Annotated in this window: 24 protein-coding genes; 5 read left to right on the forward strand and 19 right to left on the reverse strand. The window is 37.4% G+C overall.

The genetic code is table 11. The features are described from left to right. Positions 1 to 7: 7 nt before the first annotated feature. The 13 genes from argC to GI584_RS22175 all read right to left on the reverse strand — a co-directional run bounded on the left by argC (position 8) and on the right by GI584_RS22175 (position 14,103). A complete protein-coding gene (argC, locus tag GI584_RS22115; RefSeq protein WP_100358731.1) occupies positions 8 to 1,045 on the reverse strand; it encodes an N-acetyl-gamma-glutamyl-phosphate reductase in 1,038 nt (345 codons plus the stop codon). 257 nt (positions 1,046 to 1,302) lie between these two features. Next, the gene (locus tag GI584_RS22120; RefSeq protein WP_153792645.1) at positions 1,303 to 1,617 is read right to left on the reverse strand and encodes a hypothetical protein; all 315 of its coding nucleotides are present in this window, start codon (positions 1,615 to 1,617) and stop codon (positions 1,303 to 1,305) included. Between the two features lie 81 nt (positions 1,618 to 1,698). Then, complete coding sequence (locus GI584_RS22125; protein ID WP_153792646.1) at positions 1,699 to 3,294, reverse strand: xylulokinase; 1,596 nt, start codon at positions 3,292 to 3,294, stop codon at positions 1,699 to 1,701. A 408-nt stretch (positions 3,295 to 3,702) separates the two neighbouring features. Then, entirely contained in the window at positions 3,703 to 4,620 is a 918-nt protein-coding gene (locus GI584_RS22130) for a fumarylacetoacetate hydrolase family protein (protein ID WP_153792647.1), read from the reverse strand. 297 nt (positions 4,621 to 4,917) lie between these two features. Beyond that, the gene (locus tag GI584_RS22135; RefSeq protein WP_100358727.1) at positions 4,918 to 5,640 is read right to left on the reverse strand and encodes an amino acid ABC transporter ATP-binding protein; all 723 of its coding nucleotides are present in this window, start codon (positions 5,638 to 5,640) and stop codon (positions 4,918 to 4,920) included. Further along, positions 5,637 to 6,293, reverse strand: coding sequence for an amino acid ABC transporter permease (locus GI584_RS22140; protein WP_153792648.1), 657 nt, complete (start codon positions 6,291 to 6,293; stop codon positions 5,637 to 5,639). Before GI584_RS22140 ends, GI584_RS22135 begins: the two co-directional genes overlap by 4 nt. A 507-nt stretch (positions 6,294 to 6,800) precedes the next feature. Then, the gene (locus GI584_RS22145; RefSeq protein ID WP_100358725.1) at positions 6,801 to 7,613 is read right to left on the reverse strand and encodes a basic amino acid ABC transporter substrate-binding protein; all 813 of its coding nucleotides are present in this window, start codon (positions 7,611 to 7,613) and stop codon (positions 6,801 to 6,803) included. Between the two features lie 162 nt (positions 7,614 to 7,775). Then, positions 7,776 to 8,681 carry an AEC family transporter gene (locus GI584_RS22150; RefSeq protein ID WP_100358724.1) on the reverse strand — a complete coding sequence of 302 codons (906 nt, stop codon included), beginning with the start codon at positions 8,679 to 8,681 and terminating at the stop codon, positions 7,776 to 7,778. A gap of 21 nt (positions 8,682 to 8,702) precedes the next feature. Further along, positions 8,703 to 9,854 carry an MFS transporter gene (locus tag GI584_RS22155; RefSeq protein ID WP_100358723.1) on the reverse strand — a complete coding sequence of 384 codons (1,152 nt, stop codon included), beginning with the start codon at positions 9,852 to 9,854 and terminating at the stop codon, positions 8,703 to 8,705. Between the two features lie 228 nt (positions 9,855 to 10,082). Then, positions 10,083 to 10,826: a CAP domain-containing protein gene (locus GI584_RS22160; protein ID WP_153792649.1), complete on the reverse strand. Its 744-nt coding sequence runs from the start codon at positions 10,824 to 10,826 to the stop codon at positions 10,083 to 10,085. A 60-nt stretch (positions 10,827 to 10,886) separates the two neighbouring features. Then, positions 10,887 to 11,870: a Gfo/Idh/MocA family protein gene (locus tag GI584_RS22165; RefSeq protein ID WP_153792650.1), complete on the reverse strand. Its 984-nt coding sequence runs from the start codon at positions 11,868 to 11,870 to the stop codon at positions 10,887 to 10,889. A gap of 74 nt (positions 11,871 to 11,944) precedes the next feature. Further along, the gene (locus GI584_RS22170) at positions 11,945 to 13,279 is read right to left on the reverse strand and encodes an MATE family efflux transporter (protein ID WP_100358720.1); all 1,335 of its coding nucleotides are present in this window, start codon (positions 13,277 to 13,279) and stop codon (positions 11,945 to 11,947) included. An 11-nt stretch (positions 13,280 to 13,290) separates the two neighbouring features. After that, positions 13,291 to 14,103 (reverse strand): glycosyltransferase family 2 protein, encoded by an 813-nt coding sequence (locus tag GI584_RS22175; protein WP_153792651.1) that lies wholly within the window; start codon positions 14,101 to 14,103, stop codon positions 13,291 to 13,293. 320 nt (positions 14,104 to 14,423) lie between these two features. Between GI584_RS22175 and GI584_RS22180 the strand changes: the two genes are divergently transcribed. Then, complete coding sequence (locus GI584_RS22180; protein WP_153792652.1) at positions 14,424 to 14,648, forward strand: hypothetical protein; 225 nt, start codon at positions 14,424 to 14,426, stop codon at positions 14,646 to 14,648. 82 nt (positions 14,649 to 14,730) lie between these two features. Here the strand turns inward: GI584_RS22180 and GI584_RS22185 are convergent, their stop codons facing one another. Continuing rightward, positions 14,731 to 15,057, reverse strand: a complete 327-nt coding sequence (locus tag GI584_RS22185) for a MerR family transcriptional regulator (protein ID WP_100358717.1) — start codon at positions 15,055 to 15,057, stop codon at positions 14,731 to 14,733. Between the two features lie 181 nt (positions 15,058 to 15,238). Between GI584_RS22185 and GI584_RS22190 the strand changes: the two genes are divergently transcribed. After that, on the forward strand, positions 15,239 to 15,526 hold the full coding sequence (locus tag GI584_RS22190) for a HesB/YadR/YfhF family protein (RefSeq protein ID WP_153792653.1): 288 nt from the start codon (positions 15,239 to 15,241) through the stop codon (positions 15,524 to 15,526). Positions 15,527 to 15,765: 239 nt separating this feature from the next. On the opposite strand, the gene GI584_RS22195 is transcribed toward GI584_RS22190, so the two are convergent. From GI584_RS22195 to GI584_RS22205, 3 genes are all read right to left on the reverse strand, one after another. Then, on the reverse strand, positions 15,766 to 16,926 hold the full coding sequence (locus tag GI584_RS22195) for a family 43 glycosylhydrolase (RefSeq protein ID WP_153792654.1): 1,161 nt from the start codon (positions 16,924 to 16,926) through the stop codon (positions 15,766 to 15,768). A gap of 140 nt (positions 16,927 to 17,066) precedes the next feature. Continuing rightward, entirely contained in the window at positions 17,067 to 18,236 is a 1,170-nt protein-coding gene (locus GI584_RS22200) for an aminotransferase (RefSeq protein WP_153792655.1), read from the reverse strand. Beyond that, complete coding sequence (locus tag GI584_RS22205) at positions 18,233 to 18,730, reverse strand: Lrp/AsnC family transcriptional regulator (protein WP_100358713.1); 498 nt, start codon at positions 18,728 to 18,730, stop codon at positions 18,233 to 18,235. The genes GI584_RS22200 and GI584_RS22205 overlap by 4 nt, the downstream gene beginning before the upstream one ends. Positions 18,731 to 19,008: 278 nt before the next feature. On the opposite strand from GI584_RS22205, the gene GI584_RS22210 reads away from it, so the two are divergent. From GI584_RS22210 to GI584_RS22220, 3 genes are all read left to right on the forward strand, one after another. Further along, a complete protein-coding gene (locus GI584_RS22210) occupies positions 19,009 to 19,722 on the forward strand; it encodes a class I SAM-dependent methyltransferase (protein ID WP_194842071.1) in 714 nt (237 codons plus the stop codon). Then, positions 19,703 to 20,533, forward strand: coding sequence for a DUF2268 domain-containing putative Zn-dependent protease (locus tag GI584_RS22215; RefSeq protein WP_100358711.1), 831 nt, complete (start codon positions 19,703 to 19,705; stop codon positions 20,531 to 20,533). Before GI584_RS22210 ends, GI584_RS22215 begins: the two co-directional genes overlap by 20 nt. Before the next feature lie 105 nt (positions 20,534 to 20,638). Further along, complete coding sequence (locus GI584_RS22220) at positions 20,639 to 20,887, forward strand: hypothetical protein (protein WP_100358710.1); 249 nt, start codon at positions 20,639 to 20,641, stop codon at positions 20,885 to 20,887. Positions 20,888 to 21,067: 180 nt separating this feature from the next. On the opposite strand, the gene treR is transcribed toward GI584_RS22220, so the two are convergent. Then, positions 21,068 to 21,781: a trehalose operon repressor gene (gene treR / locus GI584_RS22225; protein ID WP_100358709.1), complete on the reverse strand. Its 714-nt coding sequence runs from the start codon at positions 21,779 to 21,781 to the stop codon at positions 21,068 to 21,070. A gap of 19 nt (positions 21,782 to 21,800) precedes the next feature. Further along, a complete protein-coding gene (gene treC, locus GI584_RS22230; RefSeq protein WP_153792657.1) occupies positions 21,801 to 23,480 on the reverse strand; it encodes an alpha,alpha-phosphotrehalase in 1,680 nt (559 codons plus the stop codon). Positions 23,481 to 23,727: the final 247 nt, after the last annotated feature.

A 23,727-nucleotide genomic window follows, 5' to 3' on the forward strand; every position in this document is an offset into this window, starting at 1 on the left:
TCACTCCTTAAGGATAAATAGGTAACTGATCTAATCCTGTTTTCTCTTCCCAGCCGTACATAATATTCATATTTTGAATTGCTTGACCAGATGCACCTTTTACTAAATTGTCAATGACAGAAACAATGATAAGTTTTCCTGTCCTTTCATCTGCATATAATCCAATATCACAATAGTTACTACCATATACCTCTTTCGTTGAAGGGAATATCCCTTCTTTACGTACACGTACAAAAGGATGATCTTGATAGTACGTATGATAGGTATCAATCAGTTGTTTCGTAGAATAGTTGTCTTTCATGTCAACATATATCGTGCTCATGATTCCTCTTGTCATCGGAACAACATGCGGGGTAAAGATGACTTGAATATCTTCCATCGCTCGTTCCGTTAATGTTTGTTCTATTTCAGGTATATGCTTATGCACTCCAATTTTGTATGCTTTAAAGTTTTCATTCATTTCTGAAAAATGAAAATTCAATGCTAAACTTCTCCCAGCTCCAGATACACCTGTTTTTGCATCAATGATAACCGATGAGTTATCAACCAAATCTTCTTCTAGGGCTGGAATTAATCCCAAAGTGGTTGCAGTTGGATAACAACCTGGATTTGCTAGAATACTAGCTTGTTTGATTTCTTCTTTATTAATCTCAGGTAATCCGTAAACTGCTTTATCCATATATTTCTGAGGTGCGATTTCCTCTCCATAATACTCCAGGTATTTTTCTCCATCTCGTAAACGGAAGTCCCCTGATAAATCAATACATCGCAATCCTTTATCGACTAGTGCTGGAATGACATTTTTACTAACATTAGACGGTGTAGCAAAAAAGACTAGTTCTACCTCTTCTGCAAGCTGATCAACATCTAACTCAGCCATTTCGATATCGATAATATCAACCACATGTGGGTAGACTTCCGCTAATTCCGTTCCACTATTTGAATGTGATATAACCTTTTTCACCTGAGCATGTGGGTGGTTATGCAAAAATCGTAATAATTCCACCGCTCCATAACCCGTTCCACCTATAATCGCTACATCCACAACATTTCCCCCTAAGTTCCGTGTATGATTAATTTATAATTATACTCCTTTTTGTATTTTCATGCAATAATGTTTATAAAAAAATTCAGAAAGTTATTTCTTTTTAATTAAAACAACATGGCTTTTCCTAATAAATAAGTTACACAGATCCATGTTAACTAATATGCATAAACCTCTCATCTAAAGATTATTCATACATCTGTATAAATATCCATTTTCTATGCAGAGTATCACCTAAAAGATAGCTCAGAGGATGATTAGTGTTTATAAGGCACAAAGGTTACAGTAAAACTAGGGGATAGTTCTTGTTTCACTTTTTCGGTTAATATTTCACCTAATTGATTGTGCTTATCCACCCAGTGACTTTTCGATTTTATGACCTGCTCATGCTTCCAGTCATACCATTTCCCAAAATCCAATACCCAATCATTCAGCTCCTGCTTAAGACTATTGGAGAGGGGGATGGATGAAATATCTAAATTATAGCTACATTGATGACACCAAATCGGATCTGCTCCAAAATCTGCTTCTACTTTAAGATGTGATGTTGATTTATAGCATAAACATTGCATAACATCAGTCCCTTTTTCAATATAATATTCACCGAAAAATTTAAAAAAGATAGGGGATTACCGTCCCCTACCTTAAATCTTTTACCTAAGATTATCTACCGCTGCTCTTTCAATCGCGAGTCCATTCTTATAACGTTCCATAAACTGTTCGAAACCTTCTACCTCATTTGAATCTGGTGACACGGTCTTAACGGCTTGCCCTGCAAATACTTTCCCATTTAAATAATCTTCCAATGATTCATTTTCTTCTTTATTAATCATATAAGATCCGAGCAGTGCAATCCCCCATGCTCCACCTTCTCCTGCCGTTTCCATAACGGAAACCGGAACATTAAAGGCAGCTGCTAAAATGCTTTGAGCGACACCTTCTGTCTTAAAAATTCCACCGTGGCCTAAAACTTCATCCAGCTTGACTCCCTCTTCTTTGGTTAGAATATCCATCCCGATTTTCATTGCCCCAAAGGAAGTATATAAGTGGGTCCGCATGAAATTAGCAAGGTTGAAATTACTTTCAGAAGAACGCGTAAATAATGGGCGGCCTTCTTCAAAATGAGTCATATGTTCACCGGAAAGGTAGCCGTACGATAGCAATCCTCCTCCATCAGCATCTCCTTGTAGCGCCTTTTCAAACAATGTTTCAAACAACTTATTCTTATCTACTTCGAAACCGATAGCTTGGGTAAATTCTTCAAATAATCCAACCCATGCATTTAAGTCTGATGTACAATTATTAGAGTGCGCCATTGCCACAAGATTACCTGAAGGTGTTGTCACTAGGTCAATTTCTGGATGTACTTTTGATAAATCTTTTTCCATTACAACCATTGCAAATGCAGAAGTACCGGCAGAAACGTTACCTGTACGCTTTGCTACACTGTTTGTTGCAACCATTCCTGTTCCTGCATCACCTTCTGGTGGACAAAGCGGAATACCAGCCTCCAATTCACCTGTAACATCTAATAATTTCACGCCTTCTTCTGTAAGAGTTCCTGCGTTTTCACCCGCTACTAAAACCTCTGGTAAGATATCTTCCAACTTCCATGATAGGTTTTGTGGTGCAATCAATTCGTCGAACTGATCGATCATTTTTTTATTATAACTTTTTGTATCGAGATCAATTGGAAATACACCAGATGCTTCCCCAACTCCTAGAACCTTCTTCCCTGTCAGTTTCCAATGAACATAACCGGCAAGTGTTGTTTGAAATTGTATATTATGAATATGGTCTTCTTCATTTAGAATAGATTGATACAAATGCGCAATACTCCATCTCTGCGGAATATTATAATTAAAGTGTTTGGTTAGTTCTGTTGAAGCCTGTTCTGTAATATTGTTTCTCCAAGTACGGAAAGGGACGAGAAGCTGTTCGTCTTTATCAAACACCATATAACCGTGCATCATGGCGCTAAAGCCGATAGCACCTATTTTTTTCAGTGTGACGCCATGCTTTTGTTGTACTTCAGCCGCCATTTTCTGATAGCTGTCTTGAAGCCCTTTCCAAACTTCATCAATACTATAAGTCCAAATATTGTCTACATAACTGTTTTCCCAGTCATGACTTCCAGATGCAATCGCTACATTATCTTCTCCGACGAGAACGGCTTTAATTCGGGTTGACCCGAGTTCAATACCAAGCACTGTCTTACCGTTTTGAATAGCATTTTTCACATCATTCATATCATTTTCCTCCAATATCAAAAAAATATTTATGTAAATAGAGAGATAAACCTGTTACAGCAACTGTATTAGCGCTTTCATTGTATTTCGTATGATGAAGAACTAGCCTTCTTCACACCAGTTTATCCTTTTTGTAAAAGGTCTTTCAACTTATCTGTACAAATAATCAACACCTATTGTCTCTCTAACAATAATACCATCTAGAGTATCTGAGCGTCAAACTTAATTTGTCCGTACGTGTATGCTTGGAAGCAAAAACAATTAAAAATGCGGAATCGACTAGGTAAGTCCCTCTCCTGCTAGTTCACAGAGTAAACTCCATTTCACCAGCTAACTACTAATTTATAAGCCATGCCTGGCGCACTTAAGACTACCCACAGATTGTTCATCTACGGGTGAAATTTGTCGCTATTTCGCTATTACTTTATTTTCTAATGTGCCGATTTTGTCAATCTCCAGCTTAACGATATCACCTGATTGAAGCAGTTTAGGTGGATTCATCGCCAAACCTACTCCATCTGGTGTTCCAGTTAAAATGATATCTCCTGGATCTAAGGTTATTAGATTGGAAATAAAACTAATTAAATACGGGATATCAAATATTAATTGTTCTGTATTAGAAGATTGACGTAATTCTCCATTAACATAGGATTTGATCGACAGTTTGCTTGGGTCTGTCAATTCAGAAGTGGTTACCAGCCAAGGTCCGATTGGCGTAGTATGATCTAACGATTTACCTTGTAGCCATTGCGGTGTACGCTTTTGTAAGTCACGAGCTGAAATGTCGTTACCAATTGTATAGCCTGCTACATATTCTAATGCCTTTTCTTTTGCTACTTTCGACGCTTTTTCTCCAATTACAACAGCTAGTTCTACTTCATAATCTAGTTTATCCGTAGCTTCTGATTTATGAATCTCATCTTCAGGTCCGATAAGGGCATTATTAAATTTAGAAAACAATACTGGATATTCCGGTAATTCACTCCCCATTTCCTTTACATGATCTGCATAATTTGTTCCGATACAAATGATTTTTGATGGGGTAGGGCTTGGTGTTTGCAGCACAACTTCATCGCGTACAAAAACGTGCAATGTAGAATGTTGCTTTATTTGTTCCAAGAGAACTTCTGCCTGTTTGATATGTACGTTTGCCTGTTGATAAAATGTATGTGGATCTGCCGGGATGATACTACTATCTGTCGCTATTTTATGTTGCTCGAGTAACTCTTGTTGTGCGGCATGTAAATCGATAATCTTATTTTCTCTCATTACTCCGATCCGACTTTGTGCATAAGGATGTTTCAACTGATAATGAACAAGTTTCATTCTGTACCCCTCCTCTTGTTTAAGATCATTTTACCATAGAACATGCTTGGATATGGAGAAATAATTGCTTCTATCGGACAGCGAGGTTCCCTTTTCGCGCTCCTCACGTCCTTTTGATTGCTTCATTTAACTCGATCCATCGCTGACTAGACGTCCCGTTGTTCGAAATTGCGCAAATTTGAAGATCCCTTAGAGAGAGAATTAACACTCCTCTTCTAAATAATGAATGCTATGCAAAACAAAAACCCGTTTCATTAAAAAATCAACGAAGCGGGTTCATACTTATTGAATCTATGGTTATAATACTTTACTTAAAAATGCTTTTGTTCGTTCATGTTGCGGGTTTTCGAATAGTTGCTTGGGTGCTTTCTCTTCTACTACATAGCCCTCATCCATAAAAATGACACGATCTCCAACTTCTTTAGCAAAGCCCATTTCATGGGTAACGACGACCATCGTCATTCCTTCTTCGGCTAGTTGCTTCATAACACCTAGCACTTCCCCAACCATCTCTGGGTCTAATGCAGAGGTAGGCTCATCAAATAACATCACTTTCGGTTCCATTCCTAAAGCTCTGGCAATGGCAACACGTTGCTTTTGACCTCCTGAGAGCGATTCTGGATACACATCTGCTTTATCTAATAGACCTACTTTTTGGAGTAAATCTTTTGCTTTTTTTTCTGCATCTTGTTTACTCCATTTTTTTACTGTGACAATCGGCAAGGTGATATTTTCCAAAACAGTTTTATGTGGGAAGAGGTTGAACTGTTGAAATACCATTCCAACCTCTGCTCTTAGTTTATTGATGTCTACTTTCTTATCTGTTAACTCCACACCATCAATTGACACTGTTCCATCTGTTACCGATTCAATTAAGTTAAGACAGCGCAAAAATGTTGATTTACCTGAACCAGAAGGCCCGATTACAACGACAACTTCCTTTTGACCGACATCTACACTAATGTCCTTCAGCACTTCTAAATCGCCAAAAGACTTTTTTAAATGTTTGACAGAAATCATTTTACATCTAACCTTCTTTCTAGATAATTTAATAAGTAGGTTAAGCTAAGGGTTAATACTAAGTAAACCAACGCAACCATTAAGTACGGTTCCCATACTCTTAAGTATTGTCCAGATGCTGCTCTCCCCCAATATAATAATTCTTGTGCTGCAATCATTGCACCTAGAGACGAATCTTTCAGTAAAACGATAAATTCATTACCTAGTGGCGGAATCGAACGTTTAAATGCTTGTGGCAGGAGAACATGACGCATTACTTGGAATTTGTTCATACCCAATGAATGTGCCGCTTCTGCCTGACCTTTGTCAATCGATTGTAATCCTGCACGGAATATCTCTGCAACATATGCCGAGGAGTTGAGTGACAATGTCACCATGACGGAGATGACAGGAGTTGTTGATCCGAGTATTGCTGGTAATACAGCATAATGAAATAAAAATAATTGCACGAGTAGAGGTGTACCTCTTAAAAAGTTAATATACCAAATAAATGGCAGACGAACAATTAGAATAGACGACATTTTCCCTAATGCAATAAAAAAACCGAGTATACACCCCATTAAGACACCGATTACTGACATAAGGATGGTTAATCCCATACCTTCCATAAAAAATGGGAAGTACTCGACGATGATATCAAATCTAAAGTCCATGTTATGAGCTCCTTTCTTACTTATACTTTGCTTTTTGTTTCCCTTTTTTATTCTTAGTAAAACAGGGAGTAACCCTTAGAAATATACTTATTTCCCCACAGGCTACCTGTTCAGTCCAAGTCCTATGTTTCTGAACGGGGCTTTCCGCTTTTCTTCTGTCTAGCTCCAAGCACCAGAAACTATGGCCTTTCCCTCACCTCTGTACGATAAGTCATCATCGGCTCGCAAGCTCACCGTGATTCCTTTATCTCCTACGGTTCAGTCCAAGTCCTACGTTTCTGAACGGGGCTTTCCGCTTTTCTTCTGTCTAGCTCCAAGCACCAGAAACTATGGCCTTTCCCTCACCTCTGTACGATAAGTCATCATCGGCTCGCAAGCTCACCGTGATTCCTTTATCTCCTACGGTTCAGTCCAAGTCCTACGTTTCTGAACGGGGCTTTCCGCTTTTCTTCCTCCACACAAAGGAAAAGCGTAACGGGGTTGTCGTTACGCTTTTTGATTGGTGTTTTATTGGGTTAGCGCTTCTGTGTTTGGTTCTACTCCAAACCATTCCTCATAGATCTCTGCATATTCCCCATTATCGATTACAGTTGCAAGAGCTTCATTAATGTCTTCCTGAATCTCGCTTCCTTTCGGGAACATGATTCCGTAGAATTCTGATTCAAACGTATCAGGATCTGCAATCATTTCAACGTTAGCATCTGGATTATTGGCCACATATTCATCCGCTACTACATTATCGGTTACGACTGCATCAACATCACCAGATTGAAGCGACATTAACGCCAACGTATTGGAATCATATTTTGAAATATTTTCATGATTTTTTCCTAAAATCTTTTCCACCGCTTCTGCACCAGTTGTTCCTGATTGAACACCTACTTTTAATTCTTTAATATCTTCGCCACTAGTAATATCTTCACCTTCACGGAACACTACCTTATGTGTAGATTCAAAATAAGGTGCAGAGAAGTCATATGTTTGTTTACGGTCTTCATTTATCGTGATTCCTGCAATAGCAAGGTCCGCATCGCCTTCCTCTACAGAAAGTAACATGGCATCCCAGCCTACATTCTCTAATTCATAGTCATAACCTGCTTCATCCATGACCGCAGCTAATAAATCAATATCGAATCCAACTACTTCCCCTTTATCTAAATACGTAAAAGGCATAAATCCAGCTTCTGTTACAACAGATAGAGTTGGTTTATCATCTGAAGTATTCGTTCCTTCCTCTTGATCTGAACTGTCATCTGTACCACATGCTACAAGAATTGCTAACAATAAAACAGCAAATCCCTTTATCATCCATTTATTCATAAATATTCACTCCGTTTTGTATTTATACATTTTATAACGATTATCATATAGTATTCAGTCAGCGAATTCAATACCTTTGTCAGAAATTCTAATGTTAAAATAATTCAGAAAATTTGGATAACTAATAAAAAGAACAGAATTACAGGTGGACCCCACCAGGTTTTAGACTAAAATCATTAATAGTATCGGCAAGGTTATAATACTTAACAACGTAGTAATTAACGTGACGCTTGAAACGAACCCTGGTCTTGATCCAAACTGCAAGGCATACATAGTTGTATTAGCTGCGGTTGGCATTGCTGCAGTCAGAATGAGAATATCCTTCACCATTTCATCCAGTGGTAATGGCAAGGTTAAAAAGAAAGCGATAACTGGAGCGAGTACCAATCGAAACACAACCGCTAAACTGACACGTCCAAACTCTAAATCACTAAGTTTAATTTTAGCCAACTGCATTCCTAGCACAATCATAATTGTTGGAATGGTGGCATCGGATACCATATCAATCGCTGTCATCATTTGCTCATTGATAGTAAAACCGATTAAGTTAAACATAATCCCTAATATAGCACCATACACAATGGGTACTTTGACGACATCTTTTAACGGAGAGATCTTTACTCTGCGCCCAGATGTACCACCTTTCGCCGCAAAATATATACCGATCGTACACATAATTAAAGTCTGCAATACCATTAAAATAATCGCATAATGGAACCCTTCTTCCCCAAACACCAATAACACAAGCGGTGCACCATAATTCCCATTATTCATGAACACAGACGCTAGGATAAAACCACTTTGGACCGGCTGATCCCATTTTCGAAAATAGCCGGCAACATAACAAAATAGCAAACTGATAATACATAACATTAATAAAAATGCACCTAAATATACATAATCCATATTTAAATCATTTTGATAAAATGTTCGAAAAGCCAGAAAAGGTGACATCAAGTATAAGGTCACCGTTGAAATTGGCTTAATATCTACACGCAAAAATTTTATTCCGATATATCCAATCGCAAAAATACTAAATATCGGGATTAACACCCCAATAAACTCCATTATTTCTCACCATATTTCGTATTAAGATTTTCCAAAAGGTAACCAATGATACACAAGCATCATCACGCTTCCCACTGTTGTTAAAATACCCATAAATAAATATAAAGAAGATCCGCCTAGGTTATCCATAATTAAACCACCTACGAGTGAGCCAATAATTCCGGACAAACCAAAGAAAGTCGACGCAAATACTAAATGACCTGTTGATTGCAATATTTTTGGTATAAGTCTTGTTACATAATGAAAAGCTGTTAAATAAAAGACACCAAACGTTAAACCATGCAAAAATTGTAATGCAACAATCAACATCGGATCATCAAATGCCGCATAAAAATACCAACGAATAGAATAAAGCAAGCCTGCTCCAATAATAAAAATAAGTGGATGGAATTTACGGAACCATAAACCCGCTGTAGCAAAAACAATAGCTTCACTTGCAACTCCTGCGAACCAGGCAAAACCAACCATATCTTCTGATCCCCCGAGCGACGCAATGTAAATACCAATGAAACTATCATTGGCACGGTGCGAAATCGTGATAAATACAATCAAGACAAGAAATATAATATAGGGTTTTGTTTTTAGTAAAATTCCGATATCTTTAAATTGAATGGGGGGCGTTTCCACTTTTACGTCTACTAATCGTGTACTTACTATAAATGCTGCCCCTGCTAATACCAGGTATGGCCATACTATAAACTGAATACCGATACGTGACAAAATTTCGCCGACTAATAAGGAAGAAGCGGCAAAGCCTATTGATCCCCATGTTCGAATCGCACCAAAAGATACCCCTAACTGATCTGCTCTTCGTTGTGATAAGCTGTCTCCCAACGCCCCAATTGGAGCTGCAAAGAAAAAGAAGGTTGCTCCAAATGTTAATAATAACGGCAGCGTCCCCATTTGTAAAAAGAAGGCACTACTAATTATCAGTCCTATTAAGCATAACATTAGAATTTTCTTTACAGTTTGATGCTTGTCACTCATAAAACCCCAAAATGGTTGCGAAAAAATTGCAACAAAGGGTCCAATCGCCATTACCCAACCAATTTCAGTACCGCTCAAGCCTTTAAATTGAAGATATAATGGTAAAAAACTAACTATAATTGTATTTGCTCCATGAAAACAAAATAATAGCATCTTTAAAGGTATGGTTGATTCTCCTCGTACCAATGGTATGGCTCCCTTCTCTAGTTGTACTAATAACTTCCTATTATAGATTGAAATACAAGTAAATGAAAGGGAGTTGACTCTAATTTCGTAAAGCAAACGGATGCTGAATATAACTAGCGAAAACTTTCATACGTTTAAAATTTAGAGCGGATTCAACAGAAACCAAGTTTCACGCATATAAAAAGTTAAAAAAAAGATTAGCCCAGTTAAAGGCTAATCCCTGCAAATTTATTTCTTTATAAAAAGTTGGGTCCAATAGTTACCATCAGAAGTATAGCCGACACCAATATGAGTAACCTCAGGGTCTAACATGTTCTCACGATGCCCTTCACTATCGAGCCAAGCTTGTACGACTTCTTCTGCTGTCTCTTGGCCAGCAGCAATATTTTCTGAAGCTTTAGTATAATCAATGCCAAACTGTTGTAACATATCAAAAGGAGATCCATAAGTTGGGGAAGTATGAGAAAAATAATCATTCTCTGCCATATCTTCTGACTTTTTTTGCGCAGCGTTTCCTAACTCATGATCAAACTTTAAAGATCCAGCACCATTTTCACTGCGAGCCTGATTCGTTAACTCGACCACTTTTTGTCTTAGTCCATCTAACGAATCTCTATCAAATGATTGCGGCTCTTCATTCTGATCTATATAATCATCATTTTGTTGTTCTGTTTGCTGGTTATTCTCCGTTGTCTGCTGTCTTTGTTGCGTTGTTTGTTGTTGCTCCTGATCTGCTCCATAGTTACGGTCTTCTTGACCAAACCATCCCCTCGGGTTAGCATCCTCAAAAATATTTTGCTCTCGCCCAGGGTTAACTGGAACTTCTCCTTGATCTCCTCCGTCATTTTGACCACTAAAACCTACATTCTCTGGTTGAATATTTTGATCTTCCGGTTCTAAGGAAGACTCGTTACAGCCAACCATCAAACCAATCATTACAATCATGAATAAATATACTATATATTTGTACATATATATCACCTCAAGGAATTTTTTTGCCCTGTAGGTTTACTATGTACGAAACTTAATTATTTATTCGCTCCATTCACTAAGATTTACAACCCTTTTTTCATGAATCGATTTTTGGGCTGCCAATGCGACTTTAAAGGACTTCCAGCCATCCTCATAATCGGAGAGAATTTTAGAGCGATCCCCCGTTTTCACAGCATGGAGAAAGGCTTCATTTTCTCTTTTATACGGATTTTGTCTAGCTATATATTTCTCTAATTTAGCTTCCGTTTTCTTTTCGATATGACCCATTTGCCATTCAACAATCCCCTGATCTGTATAAGCATTAATACCAACCTCACCTATACCACCTGGTAAAACGGATGTATTCGAGATTTGGACTAACAAACCACTTTCTAATGTTAACGTAAACAATCCTACGTCTGCTACAGTTATAGATGAGTCTCTTTTTGCAGTAACTGCATTACTCTCTTGTGCATAGACAGACTTCACCTCACCAAATAAAAAGCGAATTAAATCAACGACATGTGTTGTCTGTTCATTAAATTGTCCTCCTGATTGCGCTTGGTCTTTCCACCAGTACACACCAGGCATAGAGCCCATCCATTTTCCCATTACAGTACCGACATCGGCTTCTTTCAGCATTTCTTGAAACCTCTTCACTGTATCAGCATAACGGAAATGGTAGCCGACTGCTGTAAGATGATTTTTTTTAATCACTTTTTGCCTTACTTGTTGTACTTTATCTTCATCGACTCCTAACGGTTTTTCTACTAAAAAAGGGACATTGTGTTCAATCAGTATTTCTTCATAATTTTCGTGCGCCATTGGAGGGACACAAATATACACGGCATCTAACTGTTCATGAGCAATCATTGTTTCTAAATTCTGATAACCTGTTGTCTCATAATACTCTGCAGCAAAATGCTCTGCTTTTTCCTGACTCGATCCAACAAATCCTACCACTTTCACATTTTCAATTTCCTGTAAAATTTCCACATGATGCCTCGTGAATCTGCCAGTTCCAATAAATCCAACTCGAATCATTACATACACTCCTTCTCCAATAGTAAAACGGTTACATTTTCACAAACACATCCTCCCTTTCCGGAGGACTAACGCTAGGAAAAGATACGTTTGTCACGCCATTTGCCAAAGCGATAATATAAAAATGCTATTACACTACTTAACATAAAGCTTACACCAATTCCGTAACCAATGCCATCTTCCCCCATTATTTCAGAAAAAAGATATGCTAACGGATAACGAAGTGCCCAAAAGGAAAGCAGGTTTAAAATTAACACCTGATACATCGCCCCTGACGCCCTTACAATTCCATTCAAGACGAAATTAATCCCTAAAAATGGGTAAAAGAAAGCAATAATTATTAAATATGTAGCACCGAATTGAACAGCCGCTTCTTCCTGAATAAATAAGCTGATACCAAATTCGGCAAATAACACAATTATACCGGCAAACAGAAACATAATTACGGTATTGTACAGAACACCGTACGTGGCAATTTGTTTGACACGGCCCCATTTGCCTACACCAATATTTTGGCCAGCCATACTGTTAACGGTGGCTCCCAGCGCATGTGCCGGCAGTAAAAACAGACTGTCTAAGCGCTGAGCTGCACTGTAACCAGCAACAACTGCTTCTCCGTGTGATGTAACAACACTCATAATTGCCGCAGCACCAGCAGATATAACAGCCATTTGTAAACCGGACGGAATGCCGAGATTTAAAATCAGCTTTACTTCTGACCATAACGGTAACGTTGGCCATTTTAATGGAATTATTTTTTTCTTGATTACATAGATAACACCATAAACAAAGGAAAAACCTTGTGATAAAATGGTCGCTATGGCCGCACCTTGTACACCCAGATTAAAAACAGAAATAAATAATGGGTCAAGCCCGATATTTAACAGAACGGCAATCGCTACAAATAATAGTGGTGTTTTACTGTCTCCGACAGCACGTAAAGCGGTGCTGATAAAGTTATAGCCAACTAAAAACAGAATCCCTATCGCATTAATACGCAAGTATGTCATTGCTTCTGGCATCATTGTCTCTGGTGTTCCTAACAATAACAAAATGGGCCGCGCAAAAATAAAACCTAATATACCCATGATGATCGCTAAAGTTGACAATGTTACCACAAAAGCATTCACATAGGTTTGGACCCCTTCTTCATTTCCCTTTCCTTTTTGCTGAGATAGTACAGTTAACGTCGTATTATTAATTCCGATAATAAAGGATAGTACAGTAAAAATAACTGTACCTGATATATTTACCGCACCTAATGCATTTGCCCCAATTAAATTCCCTACCCACAAGCTGTCAATAAACTGATAAGAGACCTGCAAGAGTTGAGCCAACATAATAGGAGAAGAAAAATAAAACAGATCCATCCATATATTCCCACTGGTAAAATCACGGTGTCTACTCAAGAAACATCCTCCTACAAACCAAGTCTTGATACAGGCATCGTCACACCATCCCAAATCCGATCACTTGGTGCCTCTCTTTTCTTCACGTCAGGTTCTTCTAATAATAGATAAAAATTTTTAGTAGGTAAATTTCCTAACTGATGTTTAGCACTAAGCCGGTCCAAATAATAACGCATATTATCAAGTTTTTTTGACTGATTATTCCCTGACTCCGAAAACTCGTATAAGACACTCGCTATCGGTACTCTTTTAATGCGGTACTTTTCTGCTACCCGTAAAAAGAAATCCCAATCCCAATAGTTACGGACACTTTCATCAAAAAGGCCAATTTCCTTATGTATCGATTTGTGATACAAACTGCCGGATGGTACATAAGTGGAAAATTTCCTCATAGCTTCGACATCAAAGTGATAAGCAAATATGTGATGATCAATCGGAATTCTCTTCTCACGGGTTTCCTGATAATTAACAATTTCCACATCAGAATAAACAAGATCAGCATCTCCCATATGCTTGATCATTGTTTCTAAATGTGTTGGTAATGGCAGATCATCATCATCCATTAACATAATCAAGTCTCCGTTTGCTTTCGCAATCCCCCTATTCCTTGCATATACATGATAACGATTTTCGAGTAAATCGATGATGGTTGTATCTAATTCAGGATACAATGCCGCCACATCATTTATTTTTGTTCCGGCATCATTAATTATAATAACTTCAAACTCTTGGTAGGTTTGCTCAACAAGAGCTGCTAATAACTCTGCCAACGCTACCCTGCGATTATAGGTTGTAATGATAATTGACACGTTTGGTTTAGACATTTGTAAACTCCTTAATAAAATTCTTTAAAAGTATGTAAACTTTGTTGACATTAGCCATGACAAAGTTAGAATTATGGCATATAGTAAAGACATATTCTACTTCAACACTCTACTTTCTTTACTATTTCCTTAATTATATATCAATTTATGATATCAGCGAAATCATCCATTTCATATTAAATATATTTCAAAAATTATACAATTCAGACACAATTCAAATAAAATGACATGATCCTTTTTTGTATAACATATAACAAAATTGGTAATACTTTTCTTACATTGAATATGCTTATGAATTAAATAAATAGGAGGCTAATCCAATGGCTTTTTTACGGGAAGCAGTTGAAAAACAAAAAGTGTATCTGATTCAACAGTTGATGGCCAAGGGTATTGTGGACAGGAATAATCAAGAACTTTACAACAAACCAATTAGCGAAATTGTCAATGATTATGAAAAATTTTGTCTGGAATTCGAAAAACAAAACGCCCTAAAATTCACTCGTTATAATCCCGAAAGAAAAGAAGAGAAGCCTGATTTTCATTAGGCTTCTCTTTCTTTTTATACTTTCGGATAGTATTAGAAAACAAAGGCTTGCGCCAGTACTTGGTGATAAGCTAAGTTTTTCTTTATCTTTCTTTTTGAATACCAAATCGAGCATTGATTTCCCCACGCAGTAATTGTTTGCGCATTCTCTTTTCCTTCTTCTTCTCTTCCCTGATCATATCTTGTCTTATTTCAAAAGTTTGAACGCCCTCTTCTCGCTTATTGGCAATATCAATTAACAATTCTACATCTGCAAAGGAATATTTTCTATTTCCTTTCGGAGAACGTTCGGGAAATACTAGCTTTCTTTCTTCATAATACCGAATTTGACGTTCCGATAAACCCGTTAATTCACTTACGACACCAATGGTAATAACTTTTCGCTCTTTATAGGAAGGACTTTCTGCCATGCAATACACCACCTAATTCCGTATACCGTTGTAAGATGACCTTAATAAGATTATACAGTGACATCCATATATTGCACAAAGTTTTGTAAGATAATCTGACAGTAATTATCTTACAAATGCTACTACTAGCTTCAACTACATATTTTCGTTAGTATAGAATAAGTAAGGAGGATGAACATAGATGGAAATGTCCATTACAAAACCGGCAGCAAAATGGTTTATAAAAGAACTGAATTTAGAAGAAGGCGATGCCATCCGCTTCTTTGCCAGATATGGCGGATTCGGCGGTGTACATAAAGGGTTTTCTTTGGCGTTGGAAAAGACCGAACCTAACAACCCCGGAGTGGAAGTAACAGAAGAAGGCATTCATTTCTTTGTTGAAGAATCCGACATCTGGTACTTTGACGGAAAAAACTTCCATATCAAATACTCGAGAAAATACGACGAAATCGAATACGTCATTAATTAAACTAGGTTATTTCACTCCAATAGGACTGAGAAAGTATTTTGGGGAGATTTTGTCTGGCCAAAATTATTTAAAACAAATCATTGTTCATTCCTAGTGGATTTGTTGTTTATCTTGATTTATTCAACAAATCTTTCTATATCCCTTGATGATTTGTTGTTTATCTTAGACTATTCCGGCAGTGTCTGGCGCCAATATCAGAAAAAGCCGAGTGCTTATTTTACACTGCACCCGGCTTTTTATCATTTCAAGGTAATTATTGCTTTTGCTTTATGGTTAGAAAAATCTAATTGATAACCTGGTTCTCCAAAGTAAGGGAAACCGTCTTTTGTCCAGAATAGGCGTTGAATACGCGCATGTCGGTTATGATCGTATAATGGATTCTCTGTATTAAACCCTTTATATGGACGAGCGTGGTAAACTAAAAGTTCGTAGCCATCCTCATCAACACTAAAACTATTATGTCCCGGTCCATACTCGCTCGTGTTATCACTGGATACCAGCACAGGATCTTTTTCTTTCGTCCAGGAGTCTGGATCTAATAAATCACTGTCTACATCGGCATGTAATAATCCCATCGCATAATTTTCATCTGTAGCACTCGCAGAAAATCCTATGAAAATTTTTTTATCATTCTTAATCATTGCAGGACCTTCATTGACATCAAAGCCAATTACTTCCCAATCATACTCTGGAATGGATAGGAGAACTTGCTTCTTAATCGTCCATGGATTCTCCATTTCAGCGATATAAAGGTTCGAAATTTGATCATTATCCACCTTTTGCGCCCACACTAGATAACGTTTGCCTTGATGTTCGAATGTTGTTGCATCAAGAGAGAAACTTTGAAATTCCGTATTAATTTGTCCTTTTTCTACCCATTCACCCTCTAATGGATTTTCTGCATCACATTCTAATACATACGGACGAATTGCCCAAACATCATCTTTGTCCCCGGCAGCAACATGAATATACCATTTCCCATCAATAAAATGGATCTCTGGTGCCCAAATATGTTCAGACATTATACCTGATTCATGTTTCCACCAGATCACTTTCTCCTCTGCTTGTGGTAATTCATCAATTGTTTTTGCTCTTCTTAAGACAACACGGTCATACAATGGGTATGAGCCTGTAAAATAATAGTAACCATCTGTATGCTTATATAAATATGGGTCTGCTCGCTGTTCAATAAAAGGCTTAGGGTAATCTTTATGTTCCACCTCACCCTCAACCTCAAGGCTTCCTTTATCAAAAAGTTCATTTTTATTAACAGAATCCCAGCTTACATTAAACTCTGCGGTAATGTTATCATTGAGATCTACTAGTACTTGTTCCGGTAATCGAATATCTTCGCCTTTGGCAATATCGATTTCCACATTATGAATACGCTTTACATCCATCTTTGACATCCTTTCCATTCCTTTCTCATTAACTTCTATTATAAACGAGTCAACTTGTACTTACAACTATATAGTTAATTTTAAAATACAAAAAACTGAACTAAAAAATAAAAACCAACAGTATGTTACACTGTTGGCTTTTATATTTCACTATTATGTTTAACAAATCGTCGCATTCTTTTCATAGATTCATCTAATTGTTTAATTGATGTAGCGTAGGAACAACGGATATATCCCTCTCCACTTTCACCAAAAACCTGTCCCGGTACAACGGCAACTCTTTCTTCTTCTAATAATTTTTGCGCAAATTCTTCTGAGCTATAACCAGTTTCTTTTATAGATGGGAATACATAAAATGCACCACCAGGCAAATGGCATGATAACCCCATCTCATTTAATGCTTTCACGACAAAATTCCGACGTTGACGATAGCTGGTCTTCATTTCTCTGACACTTTCATTTCCATGGCGTAATGCTTCTAACGCCCCATGTTGTGCCATTGTCGGTGCACACATCATTGTGTATTGATGAATTTTTGTCATAGCTTGCATAATAGCTGTTGGACCCGCAGCATAACCGAGTCGCCAACCTGTCATAGCAAAAGATTTAGAAAATCCGGAAATCACAATCGTCCGCTCTTTCATTCCATCGACAGATGCGATACTAGTTACTGCTTCATCATAAGCTAGCTCTGCGTAAATTTCATCGGATAAAACAATTAAGTCATTTTTTCGTACAACCTGCGCTATTCCGTACAATTCTTCCCTGCTTAACACCGATCCAGTTGGATTGTTAGGACTGCACAAAACAATAGCCTTTGTTCTTGGCGTTATCGCTGTTTCGATTTGTTCTGGTGTAATCTTAAACTCATTATCTGCTGTAGCACTTACAGATACAGGTACACCACCTGTCAACGAAATAGCAGGACTATAGGAAACAAAGCACGGCTCGACAACAATCACTTCATCTCCAGGATTCACAATCGCTCGTAAAGCTAAATCAATCGCCTGACTGGCACCTACTGTCACTAAGATTTGATCTTCCGGATTATAAGAAATAGAAAATGTATCTCGAAGATACTTACTGATCTCTTCTCTTAATTCGATTAAACCCGCATTAGCCGTATAGGCAGTATACCCTTGCTCCAAAGAATGATAACTCGCTTCTATTACATTCCAAGGAGTTACAAAATCCGGCTCCCCAACCCCCAGCGAGATAACATTATCCATTTGAGAAGCAAGATCAAAAAACTTGCGAATACCAGATGGCTGTAGTTCTTTAACATGGTTTGCTAAGTATGATTTACTCATGGTGTCACCATGATTCGTTTGTCATCATCGTCACCTTCATCAAAAATAATTCCATCATGCTTATATTTTTTCAGAATGAAATGAGTTGTAGTGGAAAGTACCGTATCTAACGTGGACAATTTATCCGATACAAAACGACTAACTTCCATCATTGTTTTCCCTTCGACAGAAACACTTAAATCATAAGCACCTGACATTAAATAGACTGCCTTCACTTCCGGGAAACGATAAATTCTGGAAGCGATTTTATCAAAGCCAACACCTCTCACTGGTGTTACCTTTACATCTATTAAAGCCGCCACTCCTTCGTACTCATAGACATTAGACCAATCTACAAGTGTAGAATATCCAAGGATAGCGTGTTCCTTTTCTAATTGTTTAATCATTTCCTCCACTTCAACAGGAGCTACATCTAACATTTTACTAATGGTATCATTATCCATTCGACCGTTTTTTTCTAATAATTTCAATAATTCAATCTCTTTTTGTTCCAATCCATTCACCTTCTTTAGACGTTGTGTATACACTATATACAACTTGTTATTTATTCTTACTAATATTTAATCATACTACAATTAATCCCAAATATAAAGTGTGACTTTCCTCAGCGAGGGGTCCCCCACTTGGGATTTAGCGAAACTTATCAGAGTGTTAACGGCCATTATTACCCACTTAGTTACTTAAACCTTGAAATGGGGATTTAATGGACGATTAGCACCGTGATAAACCATCATAATAGGAAAACTTCGAATCCCAGGAAGGAATGTTTCCAATGATTAGTTATCATGAGCTCATAGCACAACTCGGGATTGGTTATACACATCCTGGAGGAAAAGCAGCAACAGAAAAATGGCTAAAACAAATACCTACAAACCTGAAGAACGTATTAGAAATAGGCTGTGGAACAGGCGAAACTCTTCTACAATTACGAGATCAAACAACAGCTTTTTTATATGGTATCGACAGCTCTGCTAACATGACAAACAATGCCAGGAACAAAACAAAACATCTCCAAAACACAGAAATCATGCAACAAAATATAGAAGATCTTTTATTTACACATCAATTCTTCGACCTAATAATTTCTGAGTCTGCCTTGGCTTTTACAACTATCGGTAACAGCCTCCCAAAGCTTACGAACTTACTTAAACCGAATGGACAAATTGTACTCTTAGAAATGGTGAAATCAAAAACTTTACCTGATATAGGTGAAGAAAGAATGAAAACATTTTACCAATTACCTCAATTATTATCCAAAGAAGACTGGTTAAAGCAGTTAATAGACAATAATTACGAAACCGTCTATGTAGAAAAAATCGAGAAAGAGACAGGCACACCGATCACACTTCCTCCATATCTATCAAATGATTTGCTGCAGACATTAAATGAACATTACCAGTTAAATACTGAATATGCTCACGATCTTCATACTTATTTATTCATAGCTAAAAAGCGAGGAGATAACCATGACCATATATGCGACTGATAAGTGGATTAAGAAATTCACGGATAAAAAAGATGATAAAGACCGAAGTGAGCTGCATCTTTTACATCAATCTATTATTTGCGAACCGTTAACCAAGTTTTTTGAAGGTATCCCATCTGAAGCAATCCAAGAACACTTATTACGCCATGGGTTATTCTCTTCTAATCTAAATAAAGAAGACGCACAAAAATGGATACAACAAAACTATTTATCTAAAGTGAACAACATTTATAAAAAATGCAAAAACGCATGGAATGGACCTGAACCTGATATATTTATTTTTCCTTCTAATGAAGAAATCAGGGAGTTGAAAGAATGGTACAACAGTAATGCTGGCTTAAGTTACCCTGACAAGCTGTTCTTATTCTTACAAAAGAATGCCAGCAATCGAGAAATAGTTGCTTTATTCCTTCATGAATACAGTCATATTTGCAGACTTCATCATTTTCCGAAGAAAGAAATGGAGTATACCTTACTAGACGCTATTATATTAGAAGGTATTGCTGAATGGATTGTGCGAAAAAAGGTAGGAGCCGCTTACGGAAACAAAAGAATAGAAAGGGTAACGGATGAGATATTAGAAGATTTATGGAAGAAATGGATTGCACCTCTTCAACATTTGAAAAGAGATCACCCTAAACACGATATGATTATGTACGGACTTAATGGTGTCCCTAAAAATATTGGTTATATTATTGGTTACAACATTATTCAACGTTATATGGAGAAACAAAAAGACTCCATAACCACATTATTGCAAACTCCTAACCATCAAATATTGGCAGAGCTAGATTCGCTAACAGATAAATAATTAGTGCAAATGCCGACGAACAGGTGACCACAATATTATCTCTTTCTCGCATAGTCTAATAGTAGTCTTCGGTGAATTGCTTGATATGGAGAAAGGAGGTTAATGATGTCACATTATGATTTTTGCTGTCAAAACGTAGGTCGACCCGTGAAAATTGTTACACACCACGGGGAGGTCCATAGAGGTGTTATTAGAGGAGTTAATCGTTCTAAGGTATTTATTGATCCACTTGATGGGCGACGAGGAATTGGTGGATACGGATACGGCTTTTTTGGATATCGCAGAGGGCTAGGTCTTGGTATTGCTCTCGGCGCTATCGCAACGATCGCATTTTTACCATTTTTCTTTTGGTAATAATTTTTCCATTGCAGAAATTGCTTTACAAAGTACAAGGGAATGGATGTGTCTCATAAGATAGTTCCTTTTCGCACATTTTATAGCTAATTATGAACTGGCACGAAAAATCTAAGGCTTTCGTCAATATGGCGAAAGCCTTAGATTATTTAACTTCGACTTCGTGCCCACATTGATAATTTAATGAATCCGTCTAGCAAAGTCTACAAATCGAAATTTATCTGGACGGTGCCTGGATTCTGTATATTGAAACAGGCTGGCATCATCTAAATAGACATAGTTTTTGATGACCACAATATTGTGGAATCCTTCTAAATCTAAAACGTCGCGATCTTCTTCTGTTGGTTCTTCTACAACAATTTCTTTCTTAGCAAAACTGATGACCAGACCTAATACGTCTTCAAGATAGGCATATATTGATTTTTTCGCAATATCTTCCGTCATAGACGGAACATATTTTTCCACCAGGTAATCCTTATCCAATATAATACTCTGTCCAGAAAATTCCCGGGAACGAATCACTTCCCACACTTGATTCTTCCCCTTCAATTTTAATTGATCTTTCAGATAACGGGCAGGATTAATAAGCTGACAACGGTGTACCGTAGTAACCGGCTTCTCCCCCATTTTATCCGCTAACTCTTTAAAGCTGACAAGCCCTGATACAGGGAAATCAAATTTACTACGATCAATTACCATCGAACCTTTTCCTCTAATTTTTTGTATATAGCCATTTTGTGCTAACAGGTTCAATGCTTTTCTTATCGTTTCTCTGGAGGTTTCGTATTTATCTGTCAATTCGTTCTCTGAAGGCAAGAATTGATTGGCTTTAAACTTCCTTTGTTCAATTTGTTGAACCATTTCCTGATAAATCACTAAATATTTATTTCGCATTCCAATTTATCCCCATCTATTACTTAATATAGTACACAAATGATTCATAAGGACGCAACGTGACATTCTCCAATTGCGTAGGAGGTTGCTGATAATTAGAAAGAATAACCTCTCCACTTTCAAATTGCTCTTTCACTTCTTCTGGTAATTTTAACGTTACTTCCTCAGCATAAAAATTGTTTACTACTAGCATGCTTTCTTGATCATTTTCTCGTACATAAGTGAAAATAGCAAGATCATCCGGTAAAATTAACCGATAACTTCCCTCTGTTATTACTTGATACTCTTTTCTCATTTGAATTAATGTTTGATAATGATAAAAAATAGATTCTTTATCCGCTATAGCTTGTTCAGCATTAATAGTCGCAAAATTATCTGGTAGGCCAATCCATGGTGTTCCTTCTGTAAATCCTGCATTTTCTCCGTCATGCCATTGTACTGGTGTCCGGGAATTATCACGTGATTTTTCTTTTAAGATCGCAATAATGTCTTCTTCCGACATACCTTCTTCTTTTTTCATATTATACATATTAATCGATTCTACATCACGATATTGTTCGATGTTATCAAATCCAGGGTTTGTCATACCAAACTCTTCACCTTGATAAATATAAGGTGTCCCTTGCATTAAATGAATCGTCGTTGCTAACATTCTTGCTGATTTATTGTGATAATTTGTATCATCCCCAAATCGTGACACAGCTCTTGGCTGGTCATGATTACACCAAAACAAAGCATTCCAGCCTCCACCTTGTTGCATTCCTATTTGCCATTTGGAGAGGATTTGCTTTAACTCTAAGAAGTCAAATGGTGCTTTTGTCCATTTTTCACCATTGGGGTAATCGACTTTTAAATGATGGAAGTTGAAAGTCATATCTAATTCTTCGCTTTTTGGGTTGGAATATTGGGTGCAATCTTTTATCGTTGTGGAAGACATTTCCCCAACGGTCATCGTTTCACGGTTCTTAAAAACCTGTTGATTCATTTCATGTAAGAATTCATGTACTCTCGGACCATCCGTATAAAACTTTCTTCCGTCTCCGGGAGGCACGCTGCCATCATCATCGGGAAAACGTTGGTCCTTTGATATCAAATTAATAACATCTAAACGAAATCCGTCTACTCCTTTATCAAGCCAAAAATTCATCATTTTGTATACATCGTCCCGCACTGCTTCGTTTTCCCAATTTAAGTCTGCTTGTGTAACGTCAAATAAATGCAAATAATACTCGCCGGCACCTTCATCCAATTCCCAGGCAGAACCGCCGAACTTCGATTGCCAATTGGTTGGTGGAATATTGGCTTCTGTTTCTTTCCAAATATAATAGTTTCGATACGGATTATCTTTTGAACGCCTTGATTCTTTGAACCATTGATGGTCTGTAGAAGTATGATTCACAACAATATCCATGATAATTTTAACTTCTCGATGGTGTGCTTCATCTAATAATTTTTCAAAGTCTTCCATTGTGCCGTATTCAGGGTGAATGGCATAGTAGTCAGATATATCGTATCCATTATCTTTTTGTGGCGATGCGTAAATAGGTGTCAGCCAAATAACGTCAACACCTAATTTTTTCAGATAATCCAATTTTTCAATAATACCTTGGATATCCCCAACACCGTTACCTGTCGTATCATTAAAGCTTTTCGGATATATTTGATAGACAACAGATTTTTGCCACCATTTCTCGTCCATATATTACACCCTCCTGTTAATCTGTGTTGAATATTTATAGTACGTGCATTTCGCTTTTTAACTAGTATAAAAAACTCTCAATCCGCATTCGTACTAGATAAAAACTGCGAAGTAATGAAAATTCTGTTTAGTGTGGCTTTCTTCTATTCTTCTGAAGTTGAGTGCTAATTCGTCGCTGCAGAAAAATACTCCCTTTCCGGGGGAACAGCACATTTCCGAAGACCCCGTAGGAAAGCGAACGTTGCTT

It is taken from the genome of Gracilibacillus salitolerans, from assembly GCF_009650095.1.
GTDB lineage: Bacteria > Bacillota > Bacilli > Bacillales > Amphibacillaceae > Gracilibacillus > Gracilibacillus salitolerans.